Source organism: Tepidibacillus fermentans (assembly GCF_004342885.1).
Taxonomy (GTDB): Bacteria; Bacillota; Bacilli; order Tepidibacillales; family Tepidibacillaceae; genus Tepidibacillus; species Tepidibacillus fermentans.
The window spans coordinates 13,547-35,180 of the sequence record NZ_SMAB01000009.1 but is presented as its reverse complement, the minus strand read 5'-3'; the positions used below and the strand labels follow the sequence as shown (position 1 = coordinate 35,180).

Annotated in this window: 19 protein-coding genes and 5 pseudogenes; 15 read left to right on the top strand and 9 right to left on the bottom strand. The window is 37.8% G+C overall.

The window, feature by feature from the left end; genetic code table 11:
• Positions 1 to 16 precede the first annotated feature (16 nt).
• Positions 17 to 379, top strand: a complete 363-nt coding sequence (locus EDD72_RS07170; RefSeq protein WP_132768774.1) for a hypothetical protein — start codon at positions 17 to 19, stop codon at positions 377 to 379.
• A 264-nt stretch (positions 380 to 643) separates the two neighbouring features.
• On the opposite strand, the pseudogene EDD72_RS13105 reads toward EDD72_RS07170, so the two are convergent.
• Positions 644 to 797, bottom strand: a pseudogene (locus EDD72_RS13105) (IS3 family transposase); the annotation flags it as partial.
• 15 nt (positions 798 to 812) lie between these two features.
• Positions 813 to 1,638, bottom strand: a pseudogene (gene tnpC, locus EDD72_RS07165) (IS66 family transposase); the annotation flags it as partial.
• On the opposite strand from tnpC, the gene EDD72_RS12850 reads away from it, so the two are divergent.
• From EDD72_RS12850 to EDD72_RS07130, 7 genes and pseudogenes are all read left to right on the top strand, one after another.
• Complete coding sequence (locus EDD72_RS12850; protein ID WP_279388096.1) at positions 1,609 to 2,691, top strand: peptidoglycan-binding protein; 1,083 nt, start codon at positions 1,609 to 1,611, stop codon at positions 2,689 to 2,691. The pseudogene tnpC and the gene EDD72_RS12850 sit on opposite strands and share 30 nt — an antisense overlap.
• Positions 2,692 to 2,701: 10 nt before the next feature.
• Positions 2,702 to 3,322, top strand: a complete 621-nt coding sequence (locus tag EDD72_RS07145) for a hypothetical protein (RefSeq protein ID WP_132768772.1) — start codon at positions 2,702 to 2,704, stop codon at positions 3,320 to 3,322.
• A gap of 311 nt (positions 3,323 to 3,633) precedes the next feature.
• A pseudogene (locus EDD72_RS12955) lies at positions 3,634 to 3,777 on the top strand (RHS repeat-associated core domain-containing protein); the annotation flags it as partial.
• On the top strand, positions 3,775 to 4,305 hold the full coding sequence (locus tag EDD72_RS07140) for a peptidoglycan-binding domain-containing protein (protein WP_279388095.1): 531 nt from the start codon (positions 3,775 to 3,777) through the stop codon (positions 4,303 to 4,305). The pseudogene EDD72_RS12955 and the gene EDD72_RS07140, both read left to right, overlap by 3 nt.
• 9 nt (positions 4,306 to 4,314) lie before the next feature.
• A pseudogene (locus tag EDD72_RS13100) lies at positions 4,315 to 4,422 on the top strand (pre-toxin TG domain-containing protein); the annotation flags it as partial.
• Positions 4,423 to 4,884, top strand: coding sequence for an AHH domain-containing protein (locus tag EDD72_RS07135; RefSeq protein WP_243643795.1), 462 nt, complete (start codon positions 4,423 to 4,425; stop codon positions 4,882 to 4,884).
• Positions 4,884 to 5,444, top strand: a complete 561-nt coding sequence (locus EDD72_RS07130) for an imm11 family protein (protein ID WP_132768768.1) — start codon at positions 4,884 to 4,886, stop codon at positions 5,442 to 5,444. The genes EDD72_RS07135 and EDD72_RS07130 overlap by 1 nt, the downstream gene beginning before the upstream one ends.
• 176 nt (positions 5,445 to 5,620) lie before the next feature.
• Here EDD72_RS07130 and EDD72_RS13095 read toward each other — a convergent pair.
• The 6 genes and pseudogenes from EDD72_RS13095 to EDD72_RS07095 all read right to left on the bottom strand — a co-directional run.
• A pseudogene (locus EDD72_RS13095) lies at positions 5,621 to 6,254 on the bottom strand (helix-turn-helix domain-containing protein); the annotation flags it as partial.
• Between the two features lie 138 nt (positions 6,255 to 6,392).
• Entirely contained in the window at positions 6,393 to 6,530 is a 138-nt protein-coding gene (locus EDD72_RS07115; protein ID WP_132768763.1) for a transposase, read from the bottom strand.
• Between the two features lie 110 nt (positions 6,531 to 6,640).
• Positions 6,641 to 7,297 (bottom strand): TetR/AcrR family transcriptional regulator, encoded by a 657-nt coding sequence (locus EDD72_RS07110; RefSeq protein ID WP_165895002.1) that lies wholly within the window; start codon positions 7,295 to 7,297, stop codon positions 6,641 to 6,643.
• Positions 7,298 to 7,313: 16 nt separating this feature from the next.
• Entirely contained in the window at positions 7,314 to 8,465 is a 1,152-nt protein-coding gene (locus EDD72_RS07105; RefSeq protein ID WP_132768758.1) for an ABC transporter permease, read from the bottom strand.
• On the bottom strand, positions 8,440 to 9,210 hold the full coding sequence (locus EDD72_RS07100) for an ABC transporter ATP-binding protein (RefSeq protein ID WP_132768756.1): 771 nt from the start codon (positions 9,208 to 9,210) through the stop codon (positions 8,440 to 8,442). The genes EDD72_RS07105 and EDD72_RS07100 overlap by 26 nt, the downstream gene beginning before the upstream one ends.
• On the bottom strand, positions 9,207 to 10,367 hold the full coding sequence (locus tag EDD72_RS07095) for an HlyD family secretion protein (protein WP_132768754.1): 1,161 nt from the start codon (positions 10,365 to 10,367) through the stop codon (positions 9,207 to 9,209). Before EDD72_RS07095 ends, EDD72_RS07100 begins: the two co-directional genes overlap by 4 nt.
• Before the next feature lie 333 nt (positions 10,368 to 10,700).
• On the opposite strand from EDD72_RS07095, the gene EDD72_RS07090 reads away from it, so the two are divergent.
• From EDD72_RS07090 to EDD72_RS07065, 6 genes are all read left to right on the top strand, one after another.
• A complete protein-coding gene (locus EDD72_RS07090) occupies positions 10,701 to 13,766 on the top strand; it encodes a molybdopterin dinucleotide binding domain-containing protein (RefSeq protein WP_207893662.1) in 3,066 nt (1,021 codons plus the stop codon).
• Between the two features lie 18 nt (positions 13,767 to 13,784).
• On the top strand, positions 13,785 to 14,450 hold the full coding sequence (locus tag EDD72_RS07085) for a TorD/DmsD family molecular chaperone (protein WP_165895001.1): 666 nt from the start codon (positions 13,785 to 13,787) through the stop codon (positions 14,448 to 14,450).
• Positions 14,440 to 15,060 carry a sulfate reduction electron transfer complex DsrMKJOP subunit DsrO gene (gene dsrO, locus EDD72_RS07080; protein ID WP_132768750.1) on the top strand — a complete coding sequence of 207 codons (621 nt, stop codon included), beginning with the start codon at positions 14,440 to 14,442 and terminating at the stop codon, positions 15,058 to 15,060. The genes EDD72_RS07085 and dsrO overlap by 11 nt, the downstream gene beginning before the upstream one ends.
• A 1-nt stretch (position 15,061) precedes the next feature.
• Positions 15,062 to 16,282, top strand: coding sequence for an NrfD/PsrC family molybdoenzyme membrane anchor subunit (nrfD, locus tag EDD72_RS07075; protein ID WP_132768748.1), 1,221 nt, complete (start codon positions 15,062 to 15,064; stop codon positions 16,280 to 16,282).
• 74 nt (positions 16,283 to 16,356) lie between these two features.
• Positions 16,357 to 17,331 (top strand): 4Fe-4S binding protein, encoded by a 975-nt coding sequence (locus EDD72_RS07070; protein WP_132768746.1) that lies wholly within the window; start codon positions 16,357 to 16,359, stop codon positions 17,329 to 17,331.
• Between the two features lie 203 nt (positions 17,332 to 17,534).
• Positions 17,535 to 19,235 (top strand): methyl-accepting chemotaxis protein, encoded by a 1,701-nt coding sequence (locus EDD72_RS07065; protein ID WP_132768744.1) that lies wholly within the window; start codon positions 17,535 to 17,537, stop codon positions 19,233 to 19,235.
• An 80-nt stretch (positions 19,236 to 19,315) separates the two neighbouring features.
• On the opposite strand, the gene EDD72_RS07060 is transcribed toward EDD72_RS07065, so the two are convergent.
• Positions 19,316 to 19,858, bottom strand: coding sequence for a ferritin-like domain-containing protein (locus EDD72_RS07060; protein WP_132768741.1), 543 nt, complete (start codon positions 19,856 to 19,858; stop codon positions 19,316 to 19,318).
• Positions 19,859 to 20,287: 429 nt separating this feature from the next.
• Between EDD72_RS07060 and EDD72_RS07055 the strand changes: the two genes are divergently transcribed.
• On the top strand, positions 20,288 to 21,610 hold the full coding sequence (locus EDD72_RS07055) for an alkaline phosphatase (RefSeq protein WP_132768858.1): 1,323 nt from the start codon (positions 20,288 to 20,290) through the stop codon (positions 21,608 to 21,610).
• Positions 21,611 to 21,634 lie beyond the last annotated feature (24 nt).

Here is a 21,634-nt window from a genome sequence, read left to right as displayed (position 1 = left end):
TGATAAAATGATACGAATGTTTAGAGATGATGAATATGCACTACACATGGAGTTCGATCATGACGGTGCTATAGAACTTAAAACAAAGTTTCAAGAAGCATTAATTAATGGCCACAGTTGCATTCGCGTTCATAATAGTTCATTAGATTCAATGAAAAAAGTTAAAGAGATTAAGATTACCAATTGCGGTCAACCTTCGGAGATGTATTACAATTCTGAAATATTAACACTTGAATTAGATAAAGACATTATTGATTTTTGTATCGTTAGATTTAACGCCTGTATAAATCACAAAGATTTTTTTCCAGCTGAAATATGTGATGTAGACTATGAAAATACAGAATTAACAATCTATGGGATATATATGGAAGTTAAATAATATACTTCTTATATTAATTGAATGGTGAGATTGTAGTATGAGACAAGAATTTTTAAGAGATTTAAGTGATTACTAGAGCTATTTAAAGAAACAGAAGAGGAACTAGATGGCTCTAGAATAGAATTAATTTAAACTTTAAGTTACAGGCGAGGCTGTCCCAAAAGGTCGGTAAAACGACTGAACTGCCCCCTGTAAAGTAGACAGTGGAATTAAAATCAGCTAAGCGGCTTGGGCCCTATATTCCATAGGGCTGAGGCCGTTTAGTCATTTTTGAAGTCGTTCATCAAAGTTCCATTGGTGCATTATCAATACACCTACCAACACGTGACATACTATGAGTCATCTTTGCCTCATCAATTCTCCACTTAAATCCAAGTGAAGTATATTGAAATCCACGATCACTATGAATGAAAGGTTGTTCTCTGGGTAAACGTCAAATAGCCCCCACCTTTTTGAAGGCTTTAGTTAGCTGATTAAAAGCAATACATGTAACAGGGAGTGTGGTTGACCAAGGAAGCATTTGATCCAATGCATTCTTGTCTGACAAATCCATATTGGGAAGCTGCTCAAAAAGATAGCGAAGGTAGTAATATGGATTTAATTGATTCTCTTTGGCTGTCTCCACAATGCTGTAGATGATGGCACTTGCTCGTGCACCTTGTGGTGTATTGGCGAAAAGCCAATTTTTCCTTCCTATGACCACCGATTTGATGGAGCGTTCGCTGCGATTATGATCGATCTCCAGTCGCCCATCCTCTAAAAAGGCTATTAATTTTGTCCCATTGGTTCAGACAGTATGCAATGGCTTTTCCTAGTGCGCTCTTTGGCAACACTTGCTGTTCTTGCTTTTGAAGCCATGACAAAAAAGCGTCTAGGATGGGTTTACTTTGCTTTAGACGTTCTTCATACCGATCTTTGGGATCTAATTTTTTTAATTTGCGTTCCACCGCAAACAGTTGATTACAGAAATTCAGGCCTTCTGTTGCTGTCACTGGTTTCACGCTATTGGCGGGCATGGATCTTAGGGCGTCTGTAAATCCTCTACGCGCATGAGCCCAACAACCAACCAAGGTTACGTTTGGCACTTTATGGTATCCTGCGTATCCATCCACCTGCAAATAGCCTTGAAAACCGTTTAGGAATTTCTGCGGGTTTTCCCCAGCTCTCGTTTCCTGATAATCATAAAGGATGATAGGCGGTCCTTCTATTCCTGTCTGATACTGCCATAAATAGGATGTAGAAGTAGCTGGTCTCCCAGGTTAAAACGTGGTGATGAAGGACCGTTTGTTTCGGACCTACAAACCATGTTGAAGAACGTTGGATTTTCTCCAGGCCCCATTGACGGAAACTTTGGTCCGCTAACCGAAGGGGCAGTCATCGACTTTCAAAGATATGTCCATATCACGGTGGATGGCATCGCAGGACCGCAAACCTATAGGGCATTAGTAAAATATGGGGGCCTTGGAGGGAGTACAGGAGGCGAAAGTGGTCGTCAAGAAGTGACGCCACCCCCTCCGACAAAAGAAGAAATCATCGCCATGAGAAGCAGCTATTTTCGATCGGTAGCCGGTGTAAGACAGCCATATGATGTTCAAAATAACGTAACCGTCCAAAGTCGGTATATTTATCATCAATCAACGCCATCAAGGTATGGATTTGACTTTAAAGCAGGATACTCATTGAAGAAACTGCCGAAATGGAAAAAGTTCCGATTGCCATCATCATCCTTTAAACGTCAAGCAGGATCGATGGCCCTTGACTTCATCCCTGTTGTCGGCAATATTAAAAGTGGAATAGAGGCGATTATTGGCCGGGACTTAGTAACAGAACGGAAGCTATCGGTAACCGATCGGCTGATGGCGGGAGTAGGGATTTTTACCGGCGGTGGAGGAAAAGCACTCTTAAAAGCAGCCCAAAAAGGTTTTGGATTTGCGGCAAACTCTCTCAGGTACAGTAACCGGCTGAATGAATCTGCAGATGCGGGGAACCTACTGAGAGTAGACTTACAATTTTTTGCGAGTGGTAAAGGTGGAACTAAGGGTACAGGCAAAGCTTCTAAATATGTAGATGTGACTAAATCTGGTAGTCGTTATGCTAACAGAGCGACTGATGTATCTAAAGCACAGTTCGAAAAAAATCTACTTAGAGATGGATGGAAAAAATCAATATCTAAAGACGGAAAAACAATAATACTGACAAAAGATGGTGCAAAATATGTTCTTCGCGACGGTGCTAAATCCACAGGTGGTTCAACTGCAGACTTTTATCCAAAAGGGAGCAAAAGAATGACTTTAAAAATTAGGTTAAAATAGGGGGAGTCCAATGAATTTAGAAACTTTATTTGTTAGGGAAAAAAAAGAGTTTAATAAATTAATAGGAATAGCTAGTGATACGTTTTATATAGAAAATAGATTGCCTAAACAGGTATTCCGAGAACAATTCAATTATTTTTTGTTTGAAGAGTTTGACTGGGCAATGGACAAAGATTTTTGGAGCATAATCCAGCAATTATCTAAAGAAACAAAAGATGATTATGTCCTTACCGCAGTGTTAGATCCTAATCCAGTAGAATATTTTTATAAAGAGTTTAATTATTATAATTGGATGAAACTCCCTGTCAATTTATCACCCGATGAATATTTAGATGTTCTTGAATTAGGACCTGAGGAAAGTCCAGCGGATGCAGTGCTGTACAATTCTTATACCGTTATTTGGCTACCTCCTTCAATGAAATGGGCAATATGGGGAGAAAGAAGTTATGGGGTTTGTGTTTTAGGGCTTCAAGATGTAAACAATAGTGCAGATTTATTGCCGATTTTAAAAAATTGGCGCTCTATTGATGAAACAGTTTTATCGTGGGTAGGGCTCAATTTTGTAAATCAACAACTTCCACAAGAAATTGCTAATACTCTTTTCTTAAATTATTCTAACGGCGTTAAGTAAGTATAGATGCCTATCCCGAGCACAAAAATAAAACAAAGAGAACCTTGATTGGCTATATGCCTTTCAAGGTTTTTCTATTTTAAATCTAACAGCTATATCAAATAATAAAGTGTGTTTACGAGAGAATTAGAGAATTTAAGTATGTTTTTTACCAACATTTTAATTCAGAGCTCATAATGGTTCACCTACAATGAGTTTGGCTGCAACGCATGGTAAAGCGATTAACACCATTAATACCCTTCGAGTACACTTTAAAACACGAGAGAAAGCTTTCTCGTGGCGAGAAAAGAATATAAACATTTGACGCAAAAGCAGGACTCATTGATTTTGCGGCAAGATGGTACAGTCCGAATGAAGGGCGCTTTGTATCAAAGGATACATTGGCAGGATGGATAGATCACCCGCAAAGCTTAAACCGATATGTGTATGTTAATAATAATCCACTTGCATTCATTGACCCGACAGGCCGACAAGCAGAATCAAGCAATTGGACAGGACAAATATTAAAACGTGGTGATGAAGGACCGTTTGTTTCGGACCTACAAACCATGTTGAAGAACGTTGGATTTTCTCCAGGCCCCATTGACGGAAACTTTGGTCCGTTAACCGAAGGGGCAGTCATCGACTTTCAAAGATATGCCCATATCACGGTGGATGGCATCGCAGGACCGCAAACCTATAGGGCATTAGTAAAATATGGGGGCCTTGGAGGAAGTACAGGAGGCGAAAGTGGTCGTCAAGAAGTGACGCCACCCCCTCCGACAAAAGAAGAAATCATCGCCATGAGAAGCAGCTATTTTCGATCGGTAGCCGGTGTAAGACAGCCATATGATGTTCAAAATAACGTAACCGTCCAAAGCCGGTATGTTTATCATCAATCAACGCCATCAAGGTATGGATTTGACTTTAAAGCAGGCTACTCTTTGAAGAAACTGCCGAAATGGAAAAAGTTCCGACTGCCATCCTCGAAGTTCATGGCATAAGCGGGTTCCATGGCCCTTGACTTCATCCCTGTTGTCGGCAATATTAAAAGTGGAATAGAGGCCATCACCGGTCGAGATTTAGTAACAGGACGGAAGCTATCCGTCACCGATCGGTTGATGGCGGGAGTAGGGATGTTTACCGGCGGAGCAGGAAAAACAGCCTTAAAAGGATTAAAATTTGGATATAAATTTGCCAAGACACCAAAGTTAGGGATTAGTAGAAAGGGTAATGCGGGTCTATTAAAATTAGACTTACAGTTCTTTGCTTCTAAGGGTACGGGTAAACCTTTACAAAAACATCATTATGCTACAAATAAAAGTAAAAAATATACTCCACAAATAGAGGCTATAACGAAAAAATATGGACTAGATTTGGATGACGTTTGGAATATAGAATTACTACCTCATCAGGGAAGACATCCAAATGCTTATCACGAGTATGTGTTAAGCAATATTAGAACTTTTGATAAAATAGCTAAGGGGGATAAAAGGAAATTTTTAAGATTATTCGAACAATTAAAACAGGAAATTAGAAAGAACCCGGAGATGCTTTATAAAGATTATTGGAGGAAGAAATAATGAGATTTTATAAGTTGCTAATGGATGATAGTGATGATAGAGATGTAGTAGCATACTGTATAGATACAAAGGGATTTGAACAATATGAATTATCGGAAGGTAAGTATATTCATAATTGGAATAGCGAAATCACCTTTTACTTTGACCCTAAAGAAGGAGAAAGATTAACAGATTATTTAGCAAACAATTTAGGGTGGTTTATAGTTTCTGAAAGATTTAAAGCGATTTTAGAGGAAGTAGATGATGGTATACAATATCTGCCTATAAATGTAGTGAATAAAGGTGAAAACAAAATTTTAAAAGGTTTTTCGGTAGCTAACATTTTGAATGTTGTTGATGCATTAAACTTAGAAAATTCAGATTATAGTGTGTTTGAACTTGATGGTGAAAGTATATATAGTATAAAAAAATATGCTTTATGTAAGGAGGCGATACAATCAAAGCATATTATTAAACTCAAGGGTGATGAAATTCCAATATTCATATCAGAAGAACTTAGAGAATTAATAGAGAAAAATAATATAACAGGATGTGACTTTTTAGAAGTTAAAGTAATCTAAATATAGGTATTTTTACGGGAATAAGGCTCTGACTCATAAGGGTCTATCTCCCTCGAACGAACAAAAAATATAATATATAGACATTTCACTTAGTTACGTATATATTTTTTTATGGAGGGGGACTGACCTTTGTTTTGAACTGCCCCCTGTCAAGTAGACAGTGGAATTAAAATCAGCTAAGCGGCTTGGGGCCTATATTCCATAGGGCTGAGGCCGTTTAGTCGTTTTTGAAGTCGTTCATCAAAGATTCCATTGGTGCATTATCAATACACCTACCAACACGTGACATACTATGAGTCATCTTTGCCTCATCAATTCTCCTCTTAAATCCAAGCGAAGTATATTGAAATCCACGATCACTATGAATGAAAGGTTGTTCTCTAGAGGTGGTTCGATTTAACCATTTGTAGTAAGTAGACCGCGCGATCCCAGCGATTGCACAAAGTAGAGTAATAGAAAAGCCTTCTTCCTCATGTAACTCTTGAATAGCTATATATGTATCGGGAAATCGTACCTGGCTTAATCCCGCCTCCTTTCGAGTTCCTCTAACTTTTTTAAGAATGCGTTTTCTGCTCGTAACCGTTCATTCTCTCGTTCAAGCTTCTTCATTTCTAATTTGATCTTTTCTTCTGGTGTGAGCTCTTGTTCTTCTTTTTTCCTTCCTCGTCTATCTCTCAGTGCTTCTTCTCCACCATCTTCATATTTCTTTACCCATTGATAAACTTGTTGGTAGGAAATTTTATATGTTTCAGACGTATCCTTTAATTCCCTATGACGATTATAACGCTCCACCCACCGTTGGAGGATCGACTAGAGATGTCATACATTCTAACAATCTCATATTGAGAATATTGACCCGACAAATAATCTCTCACAGCTGCTTCTTTGATTTCTTTAGGATAAGACTTCCATGATGTTGATTTTTCTAATCCTTCTATTCCATATCACTCAAACTTTTACCCATTCTAATACGGAATATTTAGTGACTTGATATTCAGAACAAATTTCTTTCAGGGTGTAATTTCCACTATGATAAGCAAGCACCACTTCCTGCTTGAATGGAGTTGAGTACGATTGTTTCCCCATAAAAAACTTCCCCTAAGATAAACAAAATTTTTATTTTTTAACCTGTCTACCTTAGGGGGAGCATATCACTATTCAATTAGACTTTATCTTAACAATAGTTTACATAAAAGTCAATCTTGTGCTTCTCCTGAAGTATAGATTCGTTCCATGATCTCAGTTTGTTTTTCCTCTTTGATAATTCCTGTGAAAAGAATGGTCATTGCAGAATGAAAGGCTTGATCAAAAGAAATATTGTTTTGTTGTAAAAATAGTGGGTGGATCACCGTCTCAATCATCGCAAAAAGAATTCTTGAGATTACTTTCACATGGATTGTTTCCTTGATAAAATCCTCTTTCTCATTCTCTAAAAGATAAGCGATTCTCTCTAATAAAGAATGGCGAAACTGATCAATTTCTTCCCAAATATGGGGATAAAGAAGTGGCAATTCTATCATGATATTTGGATACATCGGGTAAAAGAACTTCGTGTCTTGCTCATTAGACGAATATTCCCCATGGGTCATGCGACGTAATTGTTGAATAAAACGTAAAAAGGTAGTAATAGGAGATAACTGTTCAATCATCGAAGTATTAAAAAGGTCTTGAAAGACAGAAAAATTATCATGAACGATCGACCGAATTAATTCTTTTTTATTGTCAAAGTATTTATAGAAGGTCTTTTTTGAGATTTGCAATTCCTTACAAATCATTTCAATTGAAGTGTTTTTGATTCCATTTTCCGAAAATAATCTCCACGCCGTTTGTTTGATTGCCTTTGGATATTCCAATATTTTCACATCCTGTTTATTCTATTCGTTTATGAAATTTAACGATTGCAATGGTACAAATGATAAGTGCAAAAACAGATAAAATCAAAGTTTCCCGCCAAAGATATTCCAGTCCTATTCCTTTTAAAAAGATACCACGAAGAATTTCTAAGAAATAGGTGAGGGGAATCAATCCGCCAAACCATTGAATGATGGTTGGCATCGTCTCTCTTGGAAAGATAAATCCAGATAGCAGCACACTAGGTAAGATAAAAGCAAACGAGATTTGCATGGCTTGTAACTGCGTTTTGGCTACTGTTGAAATCAAGATCCCAATCGCTAACGTGGTGATTAAAAATAATAAACTTAAGAGCATGAGTAATGGAATACTTCCTTTTACAGGTACGCCAAACCAGTAAACCCCAGTTAGGAGAACAATACTAAAAGAAAAGAGCCCAATTCCAACATAGGGAACCAATTTTCCAAGAATTAATTCGATTGGGCGAACTGGAGTGACGACCAACTGTTCCATTGTTCCTCTTTCTTTTTCACGAACTAAAGCAAATGCCGTAAGAATTGCCGTTACGTTCTGCATGATTAAGCCAATCAATGCAGGAATATTAAAGACTAAACTTTTCATATTTGGGTTATAGAGAATTCTTGGTACGATAGAGATTGACGGTTCAAAGCTACCTACACCTTGTTTTGCTAAAAGCTGTTGTTGTCGATCCAATGCTTGATGTTGAACCGTTAATTCGGCATGAGTGAGAGCTGTTTTTGCAGCATTGGGTTCTGTTCCATCCACAAGCATTTGTACTGAAGCACTCTCTCCTTTATCCAGAAGATGGCTATAATCAGGTGGTATAATAATCCCAATTTTAATTTTTCCTTGGTCGATTAATTCTTGGATTTGGTCATAACTATTTGCATAATAGAGAACTTGAAACGACTTTGTATTCACTAGATTTTGAATAAATTCTCGACTTTCCGCACTCTTATCTTGATCCCAAACACCTGTAGACAAGTGTTCGATATCTGAGTTTACAGCATATCCAAATAAAAGAAGCATGAAAATCGGCATAATGAGGGCAATCGCCAAACTAGGGGGATCTCTACGTATCTGGAGGATCTCTTTTTTAATAATAGAAGTAAATCTTAACCAGTTAAATGACGGTTTTGTCAATTGCATTATTGGTTTCCCCTTTCCCATTTTGAGCATTGACGTATAAAATAAAGAGGTCTTCCAGACTTTGTTGTTCAGCTTGTTGTTTTAATTCCTCTGGTGTCCCTTTGGCTAATAATTTCCCATTATAAATAAAGGTGACAAAATCACATGTTTCGGCTTCATCCATATAATGGGTACTCACTAAAACAGTCATACCTTGTTTGGCTAAGTCGCGGATCACGTTCCAAAAGATTCTTCTTGAAACAGGATCAACACCTGCTGTTGGTTCATCTAAGATTAAGACTTCAGGTTGATGAAGCAAGGCACAAGCTAAGGCTAACCGTTGTTTCCAACCTCCAGAAAGAGTACCTGCACGTTGTTTTTCCCTTCCTGTTAAACCAGCCATTTCAATTAATTCTTTTTTTCGCTCTTTAGCTGTATTTCCTTTCAGTCCATAGATCCCCGCATAAAAATCTAGGTTTTCGTCTACGGTGAGTTCTTCATACAAACTAAACTTCTGTGACATATAGCCGATCCGCTGTTTGATTTTTTCTGCATCCTTTACAATATCATAACCAAGAACCGTTCCTGTTCCAGAAGTGGGTGTAATAAGTCCGCATAACATTCGGATTGTTGTTGATTTGCCTGAGCCGTTTGGCCCCAGAAAACCGTAAATAGAACCTTTGGGAATCTCCATACTAATCTGATTGACTGCGGTAAATGAACCGAATTTTTTTGTCAAATCTTTGCAGGAAATCGCGGCATTCATTGATGATCCCCCTCATCAAAAGTGAGGTCAACTGGCATTCCTGGCTTTAATTCATTCCATCCATCAGTTGGTTCAACCACAACTTCAAACACTAGTTTTGTACGCTCATCGGGTGTCTGTACATTTTGGGGAGTATATTCTGCTTGATCGGAAATAAAAGTAATTTTTCCCTTAAATGTTTTGTTTGGATAGGCATCGACTCGTAGCAGCGCAGGATTACCAATTTTAACTTGATTCAGCTTATTCTCGGGAATGTATACTTTTACATTTAACTTCTTCGGATTGAGCAGGGTGAATAGTTGATAGTTGGGTTTTACTGTTTCATGGATGGAGATATTTTTTCTGAGAACGATTCCGTCAATTGGAGCAGTAATCGTTGCTTTTTCAAGTTGTATCTTTGCCTGTTCTTGATGGGCTAACGCTTGTGCCCATTGATGATAAAGACGAGAGATGGTATAAGGAGTTGCCCCTTCTTTTAACAGGTCTAATTGTGCCTCTTGAGCTTTTTTTTGAGCATTTACCTCATTAATTTGTGCTTGAATCGATTCTTTGTCCTGTTTCGCCATTTGGTATTGGACTTCCATTTGTCGTAATTGGGCGGATAAGGAATTCACTTGACCTTCAGCTTGATTAATGGCTTCTTGCTGCGCCTTTAATTGAGATTCAGGAGCATTACTATCTTCTAATTCTTTTAATTTTTCTTTTTGATAATCGAGAGTTTTTCTGGCGGATGCGAGTAAACTCGCAATTTGATCATATTGTGCTTTTCTCAATGAAATATTTTCATCAGCTTTCTTATCTTGGACGAGTAATTGGTTTTTTTCAGCATTGATCTGTTCTAAAGAGGATAAAGTTTTTTTGATCTCTTGGTTCCTCGTTCCAGCCTTCGCTTCATCTAAATTGGCTTTTGCTACTTCTGCGGCAGATTTTGCTTCGTTTAATTGAGCTTGTAAGATCCGATCATCGACCTTGGCTAAAATATCTCCTTTCTTCACCTGTGAACCTTCTTCGACAGATAGATCGATGATGGTTCCACCCACCTCTGACAGAATGGGAATTTCTTCACCTTCTAAAGTACCAGAGTAAAGGTCTTCTTGGTTGGAACAACCAATCAAAAGTAAGGATAGTAAGAAAAAGATCATGACGATTCGTTTCATAATTTCCCTCCCATTTTTCTTCTTTGATTATTAGTATAGGTTGTGAAACGAATTTAACAATAATCGTTTCCACATTTAAGTATGCCAATTTGTCAAAGAATGACGACATTATTTCATGGTATAAGACTTAAAACTCAAAGGTATCAATTGCGTTCAAACAACATTCCCATAGAAAAAATCTGTTTTTAGATTTCGAAAAGCCCCTTTATTTCAAAGCATTTTTCCTTTTCTACTTCCCATTTACCACCTTTACCTCCAATCTTGGCATTACTTTTGCATAAAACAATATTCGACAAAATTAGTGATGATTCCAAGTACTGAGGTGATGTTGATATGAAATTGAACCGAAGAGACTTTTTAAAAGCTTCCGCATTTATTGGATCTTTAAGCATTTTCGGAATTGGTCTAGGAAAAGTAGCAGCCGATGAGAACTTTCGACCAACTTCTAGTCGGAAAAAAAGCTCAACCAAGACAGGGCAAGAACCGGAAATCAAAGTCGATCTAAAAACGGGGAAAGTTGAGCTTAATCCTAATTACGTTATGAGGAATAGCGTTTGTTTAGGTTGTTTTAGTGTTTGCGGAAATCGCTTAAAGATTGACAAGAAAACAGGACAAATCGTGAAAGTTTTCGGTAACCCTTATCATCCGAATTCAGCACAAAACCCATTAAAGTATGATGCACCACTTCTTGAGGCATACCTAAGTGCTAGTCGTTATGAGGAAAAAGGGATTATCAACCGAGCGACCGTTTGTCCGAGGGGAAATAGTGCGTTCGAGACGACATATGATCCACAGCGGATTTTGGTTCCATTAAAGCGGAATGGAGAAAGGGGATCAGGGAAGTGGAAACCGATCTCTTATGAGGAATTACTAAACGAAACAGTGAATGGTGGAAAATTGTTTCAAGAAATTGGGGAAGATCGTGAAATCGAAGGTTTTAAACAAGTTCACGATTTGAAAACATTGATTGATCCAAATCGTAAAGAATTAGGAGCAAAAGTGAACCAAATGGTGTTCCTTGGTGGACGATATGATGGAAGAACAGAATTTACGAAAAGATTTGTACAAGCATATGGCACTGTGAACTCTTATGGTCATACAGGAATTTGTGGAGGAGCGCGACGTGTTGCTTTTCAGGCATTTACTGATGAGTGGAAAAAAAGTCCACATATGAAACCCGATTTTGATGAATCAAACTTCATCATCTTCTTTGGTACAGCTCCGGGACAAGCAGGGAATCCATATCAACCCATTGCAAGGAAAACAGCGAACGCAGCTTCAGAAGGTAATCTACAATTCGTAGTTATTGATCCAATCCTACCTAATCTAACAGGAACCAAAGGAAAATGGATTCCGATTAAACCTGGCCAAGATGGTGCGTTAGCCATGGGAATGATTCGCTGGATTTTGGAAAACAGTCGGTATAACGAGAAATATCTATCTGCTGTAAATGAAGAATCAGCGAAACAAATTGGCTATCCAAGTTGGACCAATGCGGCTTATCTCATCATTGATGATCCCAAACATCCGAATTACCGGAAATTTTTACGTGCGGCAGATTTAGGGATTGGTGCAGAAGATGAATATGTAGTGATTGATCGAGATACATTACAAGTTTCCACGAACAAGAAGAGTAAGTTTGGGCAGATTCTTTTCAAAGGGGAAGTGCAAGGAAAAGATGGCAGCAAGATTCCAGTGAAGACTTCCTTAATGGCACTAAAAGAAAATGCAGAGAAATATACATTAAAAGAATATAGTCAGCAATCTGGAGTACCTGTAGAAAAAATCACTTGGTTGGCTGATGAATTTTCCAAACGGGGTGCAAAAGTAGGAACGGATCATCATGGTGGTCCATCGATGCATCCGAATGGTTTTTATTCAAGCTTAGCAATTATTCTTCTTAACGCTTTGGTCGGTAGTGTGAACAAAAAAGGTGGAATGAGTAAAAGCGCAGGGGGATTCAAAACCTTTGATGAAGGCCCAAAATATGATTTACTGAACATTCCTGGTGCGCAAAAGCCAAAAGGTGTCAAACTCTCTAGAGAGAAGTTTGCTTATGAAAATACGACAGAATATAAAGAAAAAGTAGCAAAAGGAGAAAATCCTTATCCTGCAAAAGAGCCATACTACCCATTTGCTCAAGAAATGATGCAAGAGATTATTCCTTCGGCAATTAAAGGATATCCATATCGTCCAAAAATTCTTTTAAACCATCAAATGAATCCTTTATATACCGTTCCTGGACTTTATCAAAAGGATATCATTGAAGGGTTAAAGGACCCGAAAAATATTCCATTGATTATTTCGATTGATGTCGTGATGGGAGAAACAACGGCTTATGCCGATTATATCGTCCCTGATACGGTCTTCTATGAAAGCTGGGGTTTACCAAGCGTATGGAATGGTATGGTGAATAAGGTATCCGCCACCCGCCTACCTGTTGTCACTCCCAAGACACCAAAGCTAGCAGATGGCCGTCATATCAACATGGAAACCTATCTCATTGATATTGCAAAAATGCTAGGTTTACCTGGCTTTGGTGATCAGGCGATTCCAGGTACAGATGGCAAACTTTATCCATTACACCGTCAAGAAGACTTCTATTTAAGAGCAATTGCCAATATTGCCTATGATGGAAAGAAGCCGGTAAAAGATGTGAAACCGGAAGAAGTGAAACTTGTGGAAATCGATGAAGCATTAAAAGGTTTTGAAGACATACTCAAACCCGAGGAATGGAAGAAAGTCCTCTATGTCCTTGTACGTGGCGGCAGATTTGAAGCGAGAGAAAATGCTTACGAAGGTGACGATCTTAAGTACAAATACCCAAGAGTACTAAATATTTATAACGAGTTTGTCGGTTCTAGCAAAAACTCATTAACGGGTGAGTATTTCGAAGGAACGGCTGCCTATATCGAACCTGCATTTAGCGATGGGAAAGCGATCAAAGAAGTTTATCCAGAATCGGAATGGCCATTTAATCTCATCTCCTATAAATCAAGGTTTAGAAGTACATCGACATTAGCCAACATTAGTAAATTGCGCAATATTAAAGAATCGAACCAAATTCAGATTCCGCGAGAAGCTGCTCTTAAGCTTGGAATCCGTGATGGGGATCAGGTTAAGATTGTAACTTCTACTGGCGAGGCTGTTGGTCAGGCAAAAATACGTGATGGATTAATGCCAGGAACAATTGCGATCGCTTTTGGATACGGACATTGGGAATACGGAAGTAGAACCTATCAAGTTGGTGGGAAAAAAGTATCTGGAAATGAAAAAATTGCTGCCGGAGTTGCTCTCAATCCCATTGCTCATCGTGAGAAAAACGGAAACATGGTTAATGATCCAGTGAGTGGTGCGATTTCTCGAAATGATACACGAGCAAAACTGATGAAATTATAAATGGGAGGAGAAAATTCGATGCTATCCATTAGCGAGATTACGGCAAGGGAACAACTCTATCAATTTTTTGCCTCCTTGTTTTTAAAAGAGCCTTCAAGGGAATGGCTTGAAGGCTTAATCGTAATAACCCCATACTTAAAAGAATTGTTTGCTGACGAAATTTCTTTTCAAGAATGGGATCAACTCATTGATCATTATCTTAAAGGAAGTTTAAAGATTGAAGAGATACAACAGGATTTTTATGATTTATTTTTTGTACCCACTTCAGGACGATATCTTCCTGCTGTTGAGTCGATCGTACTTTATAACAAACTATGGGGAGAAACGGAAGTCGAGTTAGCAAAACGATACGAACAGACGAAATTTATTCCTGAACAACTTGATATATTTCCATCAATCAGACAATTGAGAATGTCAGACCATCTTGGCTATGAACTTGGATATATGGCTTACCTATGTAATATGGAGACGCATTCAAGGATGGAAATTAGACAACAAATTCAAGGGGAAGAGATTGAAATGTTGGAAGATCACCTGATCCCCTTCGTCAAACGATATGCGGAAACTTTTATTCCCATTGCTTCAGGAACCTTTTATGGATTATTCGTTCAACTTTTAGAAAAATTTCTAGAAACTGATCGTCAAATGATTCTAACTAGTGAGGTGAACTGTTATGGCGAATGAACAAGTTCAACAAAGAACAAAACGCTATGCCATGGTGATTGATATCGGAAAGTGTAGTGGCTGTGATGCCTGTACAGTAGCTTGTACGATTGAAAATAATGTACCCGAAGGTAATTTCCGTACCTGGGTAAAAGAGATCGAAGTAGGAACTTTCCCAGATGTAAAACGAGCAAAATTACCACGGTTATGTAACCACTGTGAAGATGCCCCCTGCCAAAAGGTTTGCCCTGTTGAGGCGACATGGAGAGCAGAAGACGGTACAATCCTCATCGATTATGACCGTTGTATTGGGTGTAAATATTGTATGGCTGCGTGTCCTTATGAAGCCCGTTATGTGAATCCGATTACCAATACCGTAGATAAATGTACTTTCTGTTATCATCGTGTGGAAGAAGGTTTAGAGCCGGCTTGTGTCGCAACTTGTGTGGGTGGAGCAAGGGTGTTTGGCGATTTGAATGATCCGGATAGTTTGGTTCATCAATTAGTGGCAACAAAGAATACACAAGTATTAAAGCCGGAAATGGGAACAAAGCCACAAGTATACTATATTGATGCAGACGGTACATTAATGAGTTCTGATTATTCTGCCTTAAAGAAAGGGGAGAAATAACATGGGAGAGTTTGTAAATCTCAACTATTTATACAATGTACATCATGAGATTCCACTTGGTTATTTGATCTCCGTATACTTTTTCTATACAGGACTTAGTGCTGGATCATTCCTATTATCTAGTTTAAGTTCGGTATTAGGGATTAAGAAATATAAACCGATTGCCAAAATTGGAACTGTAATGGCTCTTTCTTTACTGGTTATTGCACCATTACATTTAATTGTGGATCTAGAACAACCCGCAAGATTTTGGCATTTGTTCGTCTATTTTAATCCTACATCGCCGATTAGTTATGGTTCTTTTCTCTTAACCGCATATCCCATTATGACAGCGATTTATGGTTGGTTTATGTTTCGCAAGGATTTCGCAATCGGTGCAAAACAATTATCGAACTGGAGAGGAAAATTATACCGCTTTTTATCCTTTGGCAAGTTAGATACTAGTGAAGAATCCTTTCAAAAAGATCAACAACGCGTAAAGTTACTTGGTATGATCAATGTCCCATTAGCGCTGCTCGTTCATGGTTATACAGGATTTATTTTAGCCAATGTTCAGGCAAGAGGGATTTGGAATACCGCGTTAATGCCATTTATTTTCTTAATGTCGGCAGTCGTATCTGGAACAGGATTGCTTTTAATCTTAACTATGCTTGCAGAGCGGTTTTTAAGTCGTGAAAAACGAATTACGGAAGAAAGAAAAGAGTTGATCTTTGATATTGCCAAAATGATGGTTTGGTTTATTTTAATTGATGCAGTTTTATTAATTGTTGATTTTATCGTTCTATTCTACGCGGGAACCAATGCTTATGAAACGGCTTGGCAGATGCTTCATGGTGAACATCAAGTATCGTTCTTGCTTTATGAAGTCACAATTGGCTTACTGATTCCATTTATTATGTTTGCCATTCCTAAGATACGTAAGTCTTACACGGGAATTACGGTTGCATCACTCATGACACTTTTTGGAGTAATGGCAATGAGGATGAACTTTGTTGTCGGTGGCCAACAACTTCAATTGGATGGAAATGGATGGAATGAATATATTCCTAATCCAACTCATCTAGCCTTTATTTTTACTTTTGCTGCATTAGAAATCATCTTGTTGGCGGTATTATTCTATGTTCTGCCAATTACTGATGAAAAGGATCGTTATGTTGATAGTGAATCGAAGGCCAATATAAAGGTAAAACGTTCAACGAAAACCATTTCGATTCAAGAATAAGGAATCGTTTAACAAAAGTCGTGCTCATAGAAACATAAAATCTTTACTTGAGGTTTAGATTGGAGGTCGTAGGTGTGCTTAGGAATTTACTAAAGCTTGGTATGGAATGGGCAGAACGGCAAAAACCAATTCAAGTCCATCCTGAAAAATGCACCCATACTCGACATAAATCATCCTCTTGCGATGCGTGTATAGAGATTTGCCCGAATCAATCTATTCACTTACAACCTAGCTTAACGATTGATTGGTCATGTAATGGGTGTGGCCTATGCACCTCCATCTGCCCTACTGAAGCATTAGAATTAAGGAAAAAACCAAATAAAGAATTTTATACAGAAGTTAAGAAAAAGACAGAAGGCAATGAAAAAATATTTTTTCATTGTCATCAAGCCAAAGAAATCGCCCCATTAGAAAATCAATTGATACTACCCTGTTTGGCGATGATTGATGAAATCACGATTCAATTATCAATCGCAAATGGTATCAATCAATTTTGGTTTTTGACAGATGTTTGTGAACCATGTACTTTATCAAAAGGTAAAAATCTGTTTCAAAATCGTCTTCATCAATGGAAGAAGCGTTATCCTGAGATGGAATGGATTACGACGACACGTGCAACTTATCGTGCTTTTGTCAAAATGGGAAATAATAGGGACGTTAATCTTCAAGATTCGGGCCAAATCAATCGACGAGAGTTTTTTAAAGTGTTTGGTAATGAAGCGAAACAAACCATTGTAAAATCACTCTTTAAGGAAAAGGAAAATTCCCCGTGGAAAAATGGTGAATTAACTACTCAACAATCGATTCGTTTACAAGTGCACCAAAAGTGGATTAAACCGAACCTGGAACTCGTTTATCCATTGCAGGAAAAGCCGTTTCAGTTTGATAAGGACCAATGTACCCTTTGTGGGATTTGCGAAAAAGTGTGTCCAACAAATGCTATTAAAATTCAACAAGAAGATCAACAGCTATTTTTTGAACAAGAACAATGTATTAGCTGCAATCTATGCGAGGATGTATGTTTTCGTAATGCAATTACATTTCTTTAACCCTTCTTTTAAAAAATATAACTGCTATGAGCGTAGTCAAAAGGGCTATGCTCTTTCTTTTTCAAAAGTTTATCTAGTACTAAAGAACTAAGAATAATAGGTAATCAGACTGAAATTATGTAAAAAGAGTAGAATTGGAGACGAAAAAATGTCGAAATGAATATAAAATAGAAAAATATCTCAAATTTTAGGAGGAATGAATAATGAATGTAAGAAAAGGAACCGGTATTCGTAGTAAAGTTTTATTCGGTATCTCAGTCATTATCGTAATTTTGCTAGGTATTTCTATACTAGCCGTCGTGAATATCCAACAAGTGAATAAAAGAGTCAATGATATTGAAACAAAACAAAATGAATTACTCAATTATGAGAATATGGGATTCAACATGGTACGGGCAAATGCTGCCATTCGCGGTTATTTATTGTTTAATGAAGCAAAGATGATTAAAAATTATGAAGACATTACGACTCAATTAGAAAATAGTATTGAAAAGATAAAGAAAACCGGAAACGTCCCACTCAATCTGCTAGAATTCGAGCAAGGATTTACAGATTGGACAAATGCAATTGAAAAACAGGTCATTCCCTTATGGCAAAAAGGGGAGAAGCAAAGAGCATTAGAAATTGCAAAACCTTTAGTCGGTGATCAGTCAACAAAATTAGTACTCTTAAGCCAAGACCTAGCGAAGCAAAAAGAGAAAGAAATTCAACACCATTTACAAAGCATTGTAAGTAATGGCACAAAAACGGAAAAGTCTATGTTATGGTTTAGCCTCATTGCCATTATCATAGGCGGAGCAATAGGACTGTTTATGGGAGATCGAATTTCAAAACCCATTTTACAAGTAGCCAATACGATGGATCAACTAGCCAAGGGTGATTTTACAAAGCGCATTCCTTTGACATCAAAAACATCGAAAGACGAACTGGGACAACTTGCTCTTTCGACAAATCGGATGGTCGATCAATTATCAACGATTCTCAAACAGGTAGAGGAAACATCGGTACAATTAGCGGCATTCTCTGAAGAACTTACCGCTAGTTCTGAGCAAACGAGTAAAGCGACCGAACAGATTACGGTTTCGATTCAAGAGATTACGAGTGGAACAGAAGATATCGTGATCCAAACACAGCAAACGGATCGAACGGTAACGGAAATATCGAATAACATGGAACAAATAGGGCTTTATACAAAGACAACAGCCAATGCATCCATTGAAGCATCAAAGACAGCGGAGAATGGAAACCAAGTGATGGAAAAGGCGATTCAACAAATGGAATTCATTCATACAAAGGTAGGAGATTTCGCAGAAGTTGTTCACCGACTGAATAGTAAATCAAACCAGATCGGACAAATTGTTCAGATGATTACGGAAATCGCAGAACAGACCAATTTATTAGCCTTAAATGCAGCGATTGAAGCAGCAAGGGCTGGAGAACATGGAAAGGGATTTGCCGTAGTTGCGGATGAAGTTCGTAAGTTAGCCGAACAATCAGGAAACGCTGCAAAGGATGTCAATGATCTCATCCTTGATATACAAAACGAAATTACAGAAGCCGTGCATGAAATGAATCGAGAAGAAGATTTAGTGAACGAAGGAATGACCATGATCTATCAAGCCAAAACTTCGTTTTCTGATATTCAACTCGCAGTGGATCAGGTATCCAATCAGATGCAGGAAGTATCGGCAGCTGTGCAACAAGTGACATCTGGAATCAATGGAATGGTAGGTCTAATCAAAGGAATTAACGAGACCATTGAAGGTTCAGCAAAAAATATGGAAACTATTGCAGCATCGACTGAAGAACAAACCGCTTCAATGGAGGAAATTGCCGCTTCATCAGAGGAACTTGCAAAGATGGCTGAGGAATTGAAAAGTGTGGTCTCAATTTTCAAACTTTAAGAAAGGAGCATCGCTGACTACTTTTTAAAGTAGTAGCGATGCTCCTAAAGAAAGCAATGCTTTCTTTTCATTTATCAAACCTACCTACACTTAAATCGTCTTTTTTGTTCTTCAAACAATACAATATGATGCTCCTCGTCTTTAATAATTCGTCGTAATATGGCTTGTATATGGGGATCGGCAATTTGCTGAATGTGGATCTCATAATTTTTAATTGCTTCAACCTCTGCACGAATATCCAAATCAAGCTGTTCGCACAAGGTTTTACCATAACCAATAAAACTACTATTCCAATATTTTCCTTTTGTACTTTCGCCACCTCGTATTCGTGGATCTCCTCCCAACAAAATAATCAATTCAGCAAGGATTTCCAAATGGTACATTTCAATGACAGCAACACCTTCTAATAAATCAGCTAATTGATTGTCAATAATATCAAAAAAATAATGATGATATAGATATTGATTGATCGCAGTAAATTCACTTATTACACCTGCGTAGTCGTCCATTAGAATTTCTGCGTAGGCTCGGTTTGGCTTTAGCACATTTATTTCAGGGTATGGCTCTGGTGCTGCATATTTACGGAAACGTCCGCTTAAATGGTCATTCTCTTTTGGACACATTTTTGTCCCCCCATTCATTTCACTACTACTTATATGCGTAGCCCAGCTTGAACTATGACACTTAGTTTATTTATAGACCTGTACATATTACATTAAGCTTATTTTTATCTGAATTTTGTTTGTACTCATCAAATAAGGCTGATCATTTCTGTCTGTGATCGTTTTCAAGTTTTTTCGACCCTGTCTATTCTGTTTTCAATCTATCTGTATAGAATGCGTTAAGGGAATTGTCCCTTAAGCGAATAGATCCAAATTTGGTGTTAATATAACTATAACAATTCATTAATAAGGATTTACAATTGACAAATATTCTCCTAACATTTACAGGCTATAGTTATTCATGTGAGAAAAAACAAAGCTTGAAGGAGGAGAAGGAAATTGAAAAAGAAATTTAGTAAAAGAGTTTTACTTATTGCATTTCTATCATCGATGGTCATTACAACAATGTCTGGTGTCATCCCATCGTTTGTTGATGCAAAGAAAGAGGATGAAGCAAAGATTAAGAATGTCATTTTGTTAATCGGGGATGGAATGGGAACATCTTATACAACGGCATATCGTTACATGAAGGATAATCCAAACACGCCGGAAATGGAGAAAACTGAATTTGATAAATACCTAGTAGGACTACAAACCACCTATCCAGAAGATGAACATGAGAATATCACAGATTCAGCAGCTGCTGCCACTGCTTTGTCGGCAGGAGTCAAAACGTATAATGCAGCAATTGCTGTCGATAATGACTTTACCAATGTAAAAACTTTACTAGAACAAGCAAAAGAAGAAGGAAAGTCAACAGGATTAGTGGCCACATCCGAAATCACTCATGCAACTCCTGCCGCCTTTGGTGCCCATGAAATTAGTCGTAAAAATATGGATGCGATTGCCGACGATTATTATGATGAAATGATTAATGGAAAACATAAAGTAGATGTCATGCTTGGTGGAGGATTAAAGAACTTCGTTCGTAAAGATCGTAACCTTGTAAGCGAGTTTAAAAAAGACGGTTACAGTTATGTCACAACTCGTGAAGAATTAATAGAAGACAATAATAAGCAGATTCTTGGATTGTTCGCACCTGGCGGTTTAGATAAAATGATTGACCGTGACGATCAAACTCCATCTTTACAAGAGATGACTCAAGCAGCCATTCAACGTTTAAGTAAGAATAAAAAAGGTTTCTTCTTAATGGTGGAAGGTAGTCAAATTGACTGGGCAGGTCATGACCATGATATTGTCGCCGCTATGAGCGAAGTGAAAGATTTCGAGGATGCGTTTAAAGCAGCCATTGATTTTGCCAAGAAAGATGGACATACCTTAGTCGTGGCAACGGCTGACCATTCAACCGGTGGATTATCTATAGGAGCCAACGGAATTTATAATTTTAATGCAGCTCCTATCCAAGCGGCAAAACGGACACCAGACTATATTTCCAATTTGATTGCAAAAGGCGCCATTGTAGAAGATACATTAAAACAATATATTAATTTACAATTAACTTCACAGGAAATTCAATCAGTAAAAGAAGCCGCTGCTACAAAAGACCAAACAAAAATTGATAATGCGATTGAAGCAATTTTTAATGTGCGTTCCTTTACAGGATGGACAACAGGTGGTCATACGGGAGAAGATGTTCCAGTCTACGCTTATGGCCCTACAAAAGAAAGGTTTTCCGGGTTAATTGACAATACCGACATAGCAAAAAACATCTTTAACATTTTAAAATCAGGTGGAAACAAAGAACAACATTAATTCGTTAAAAAACGTTAAGTAATG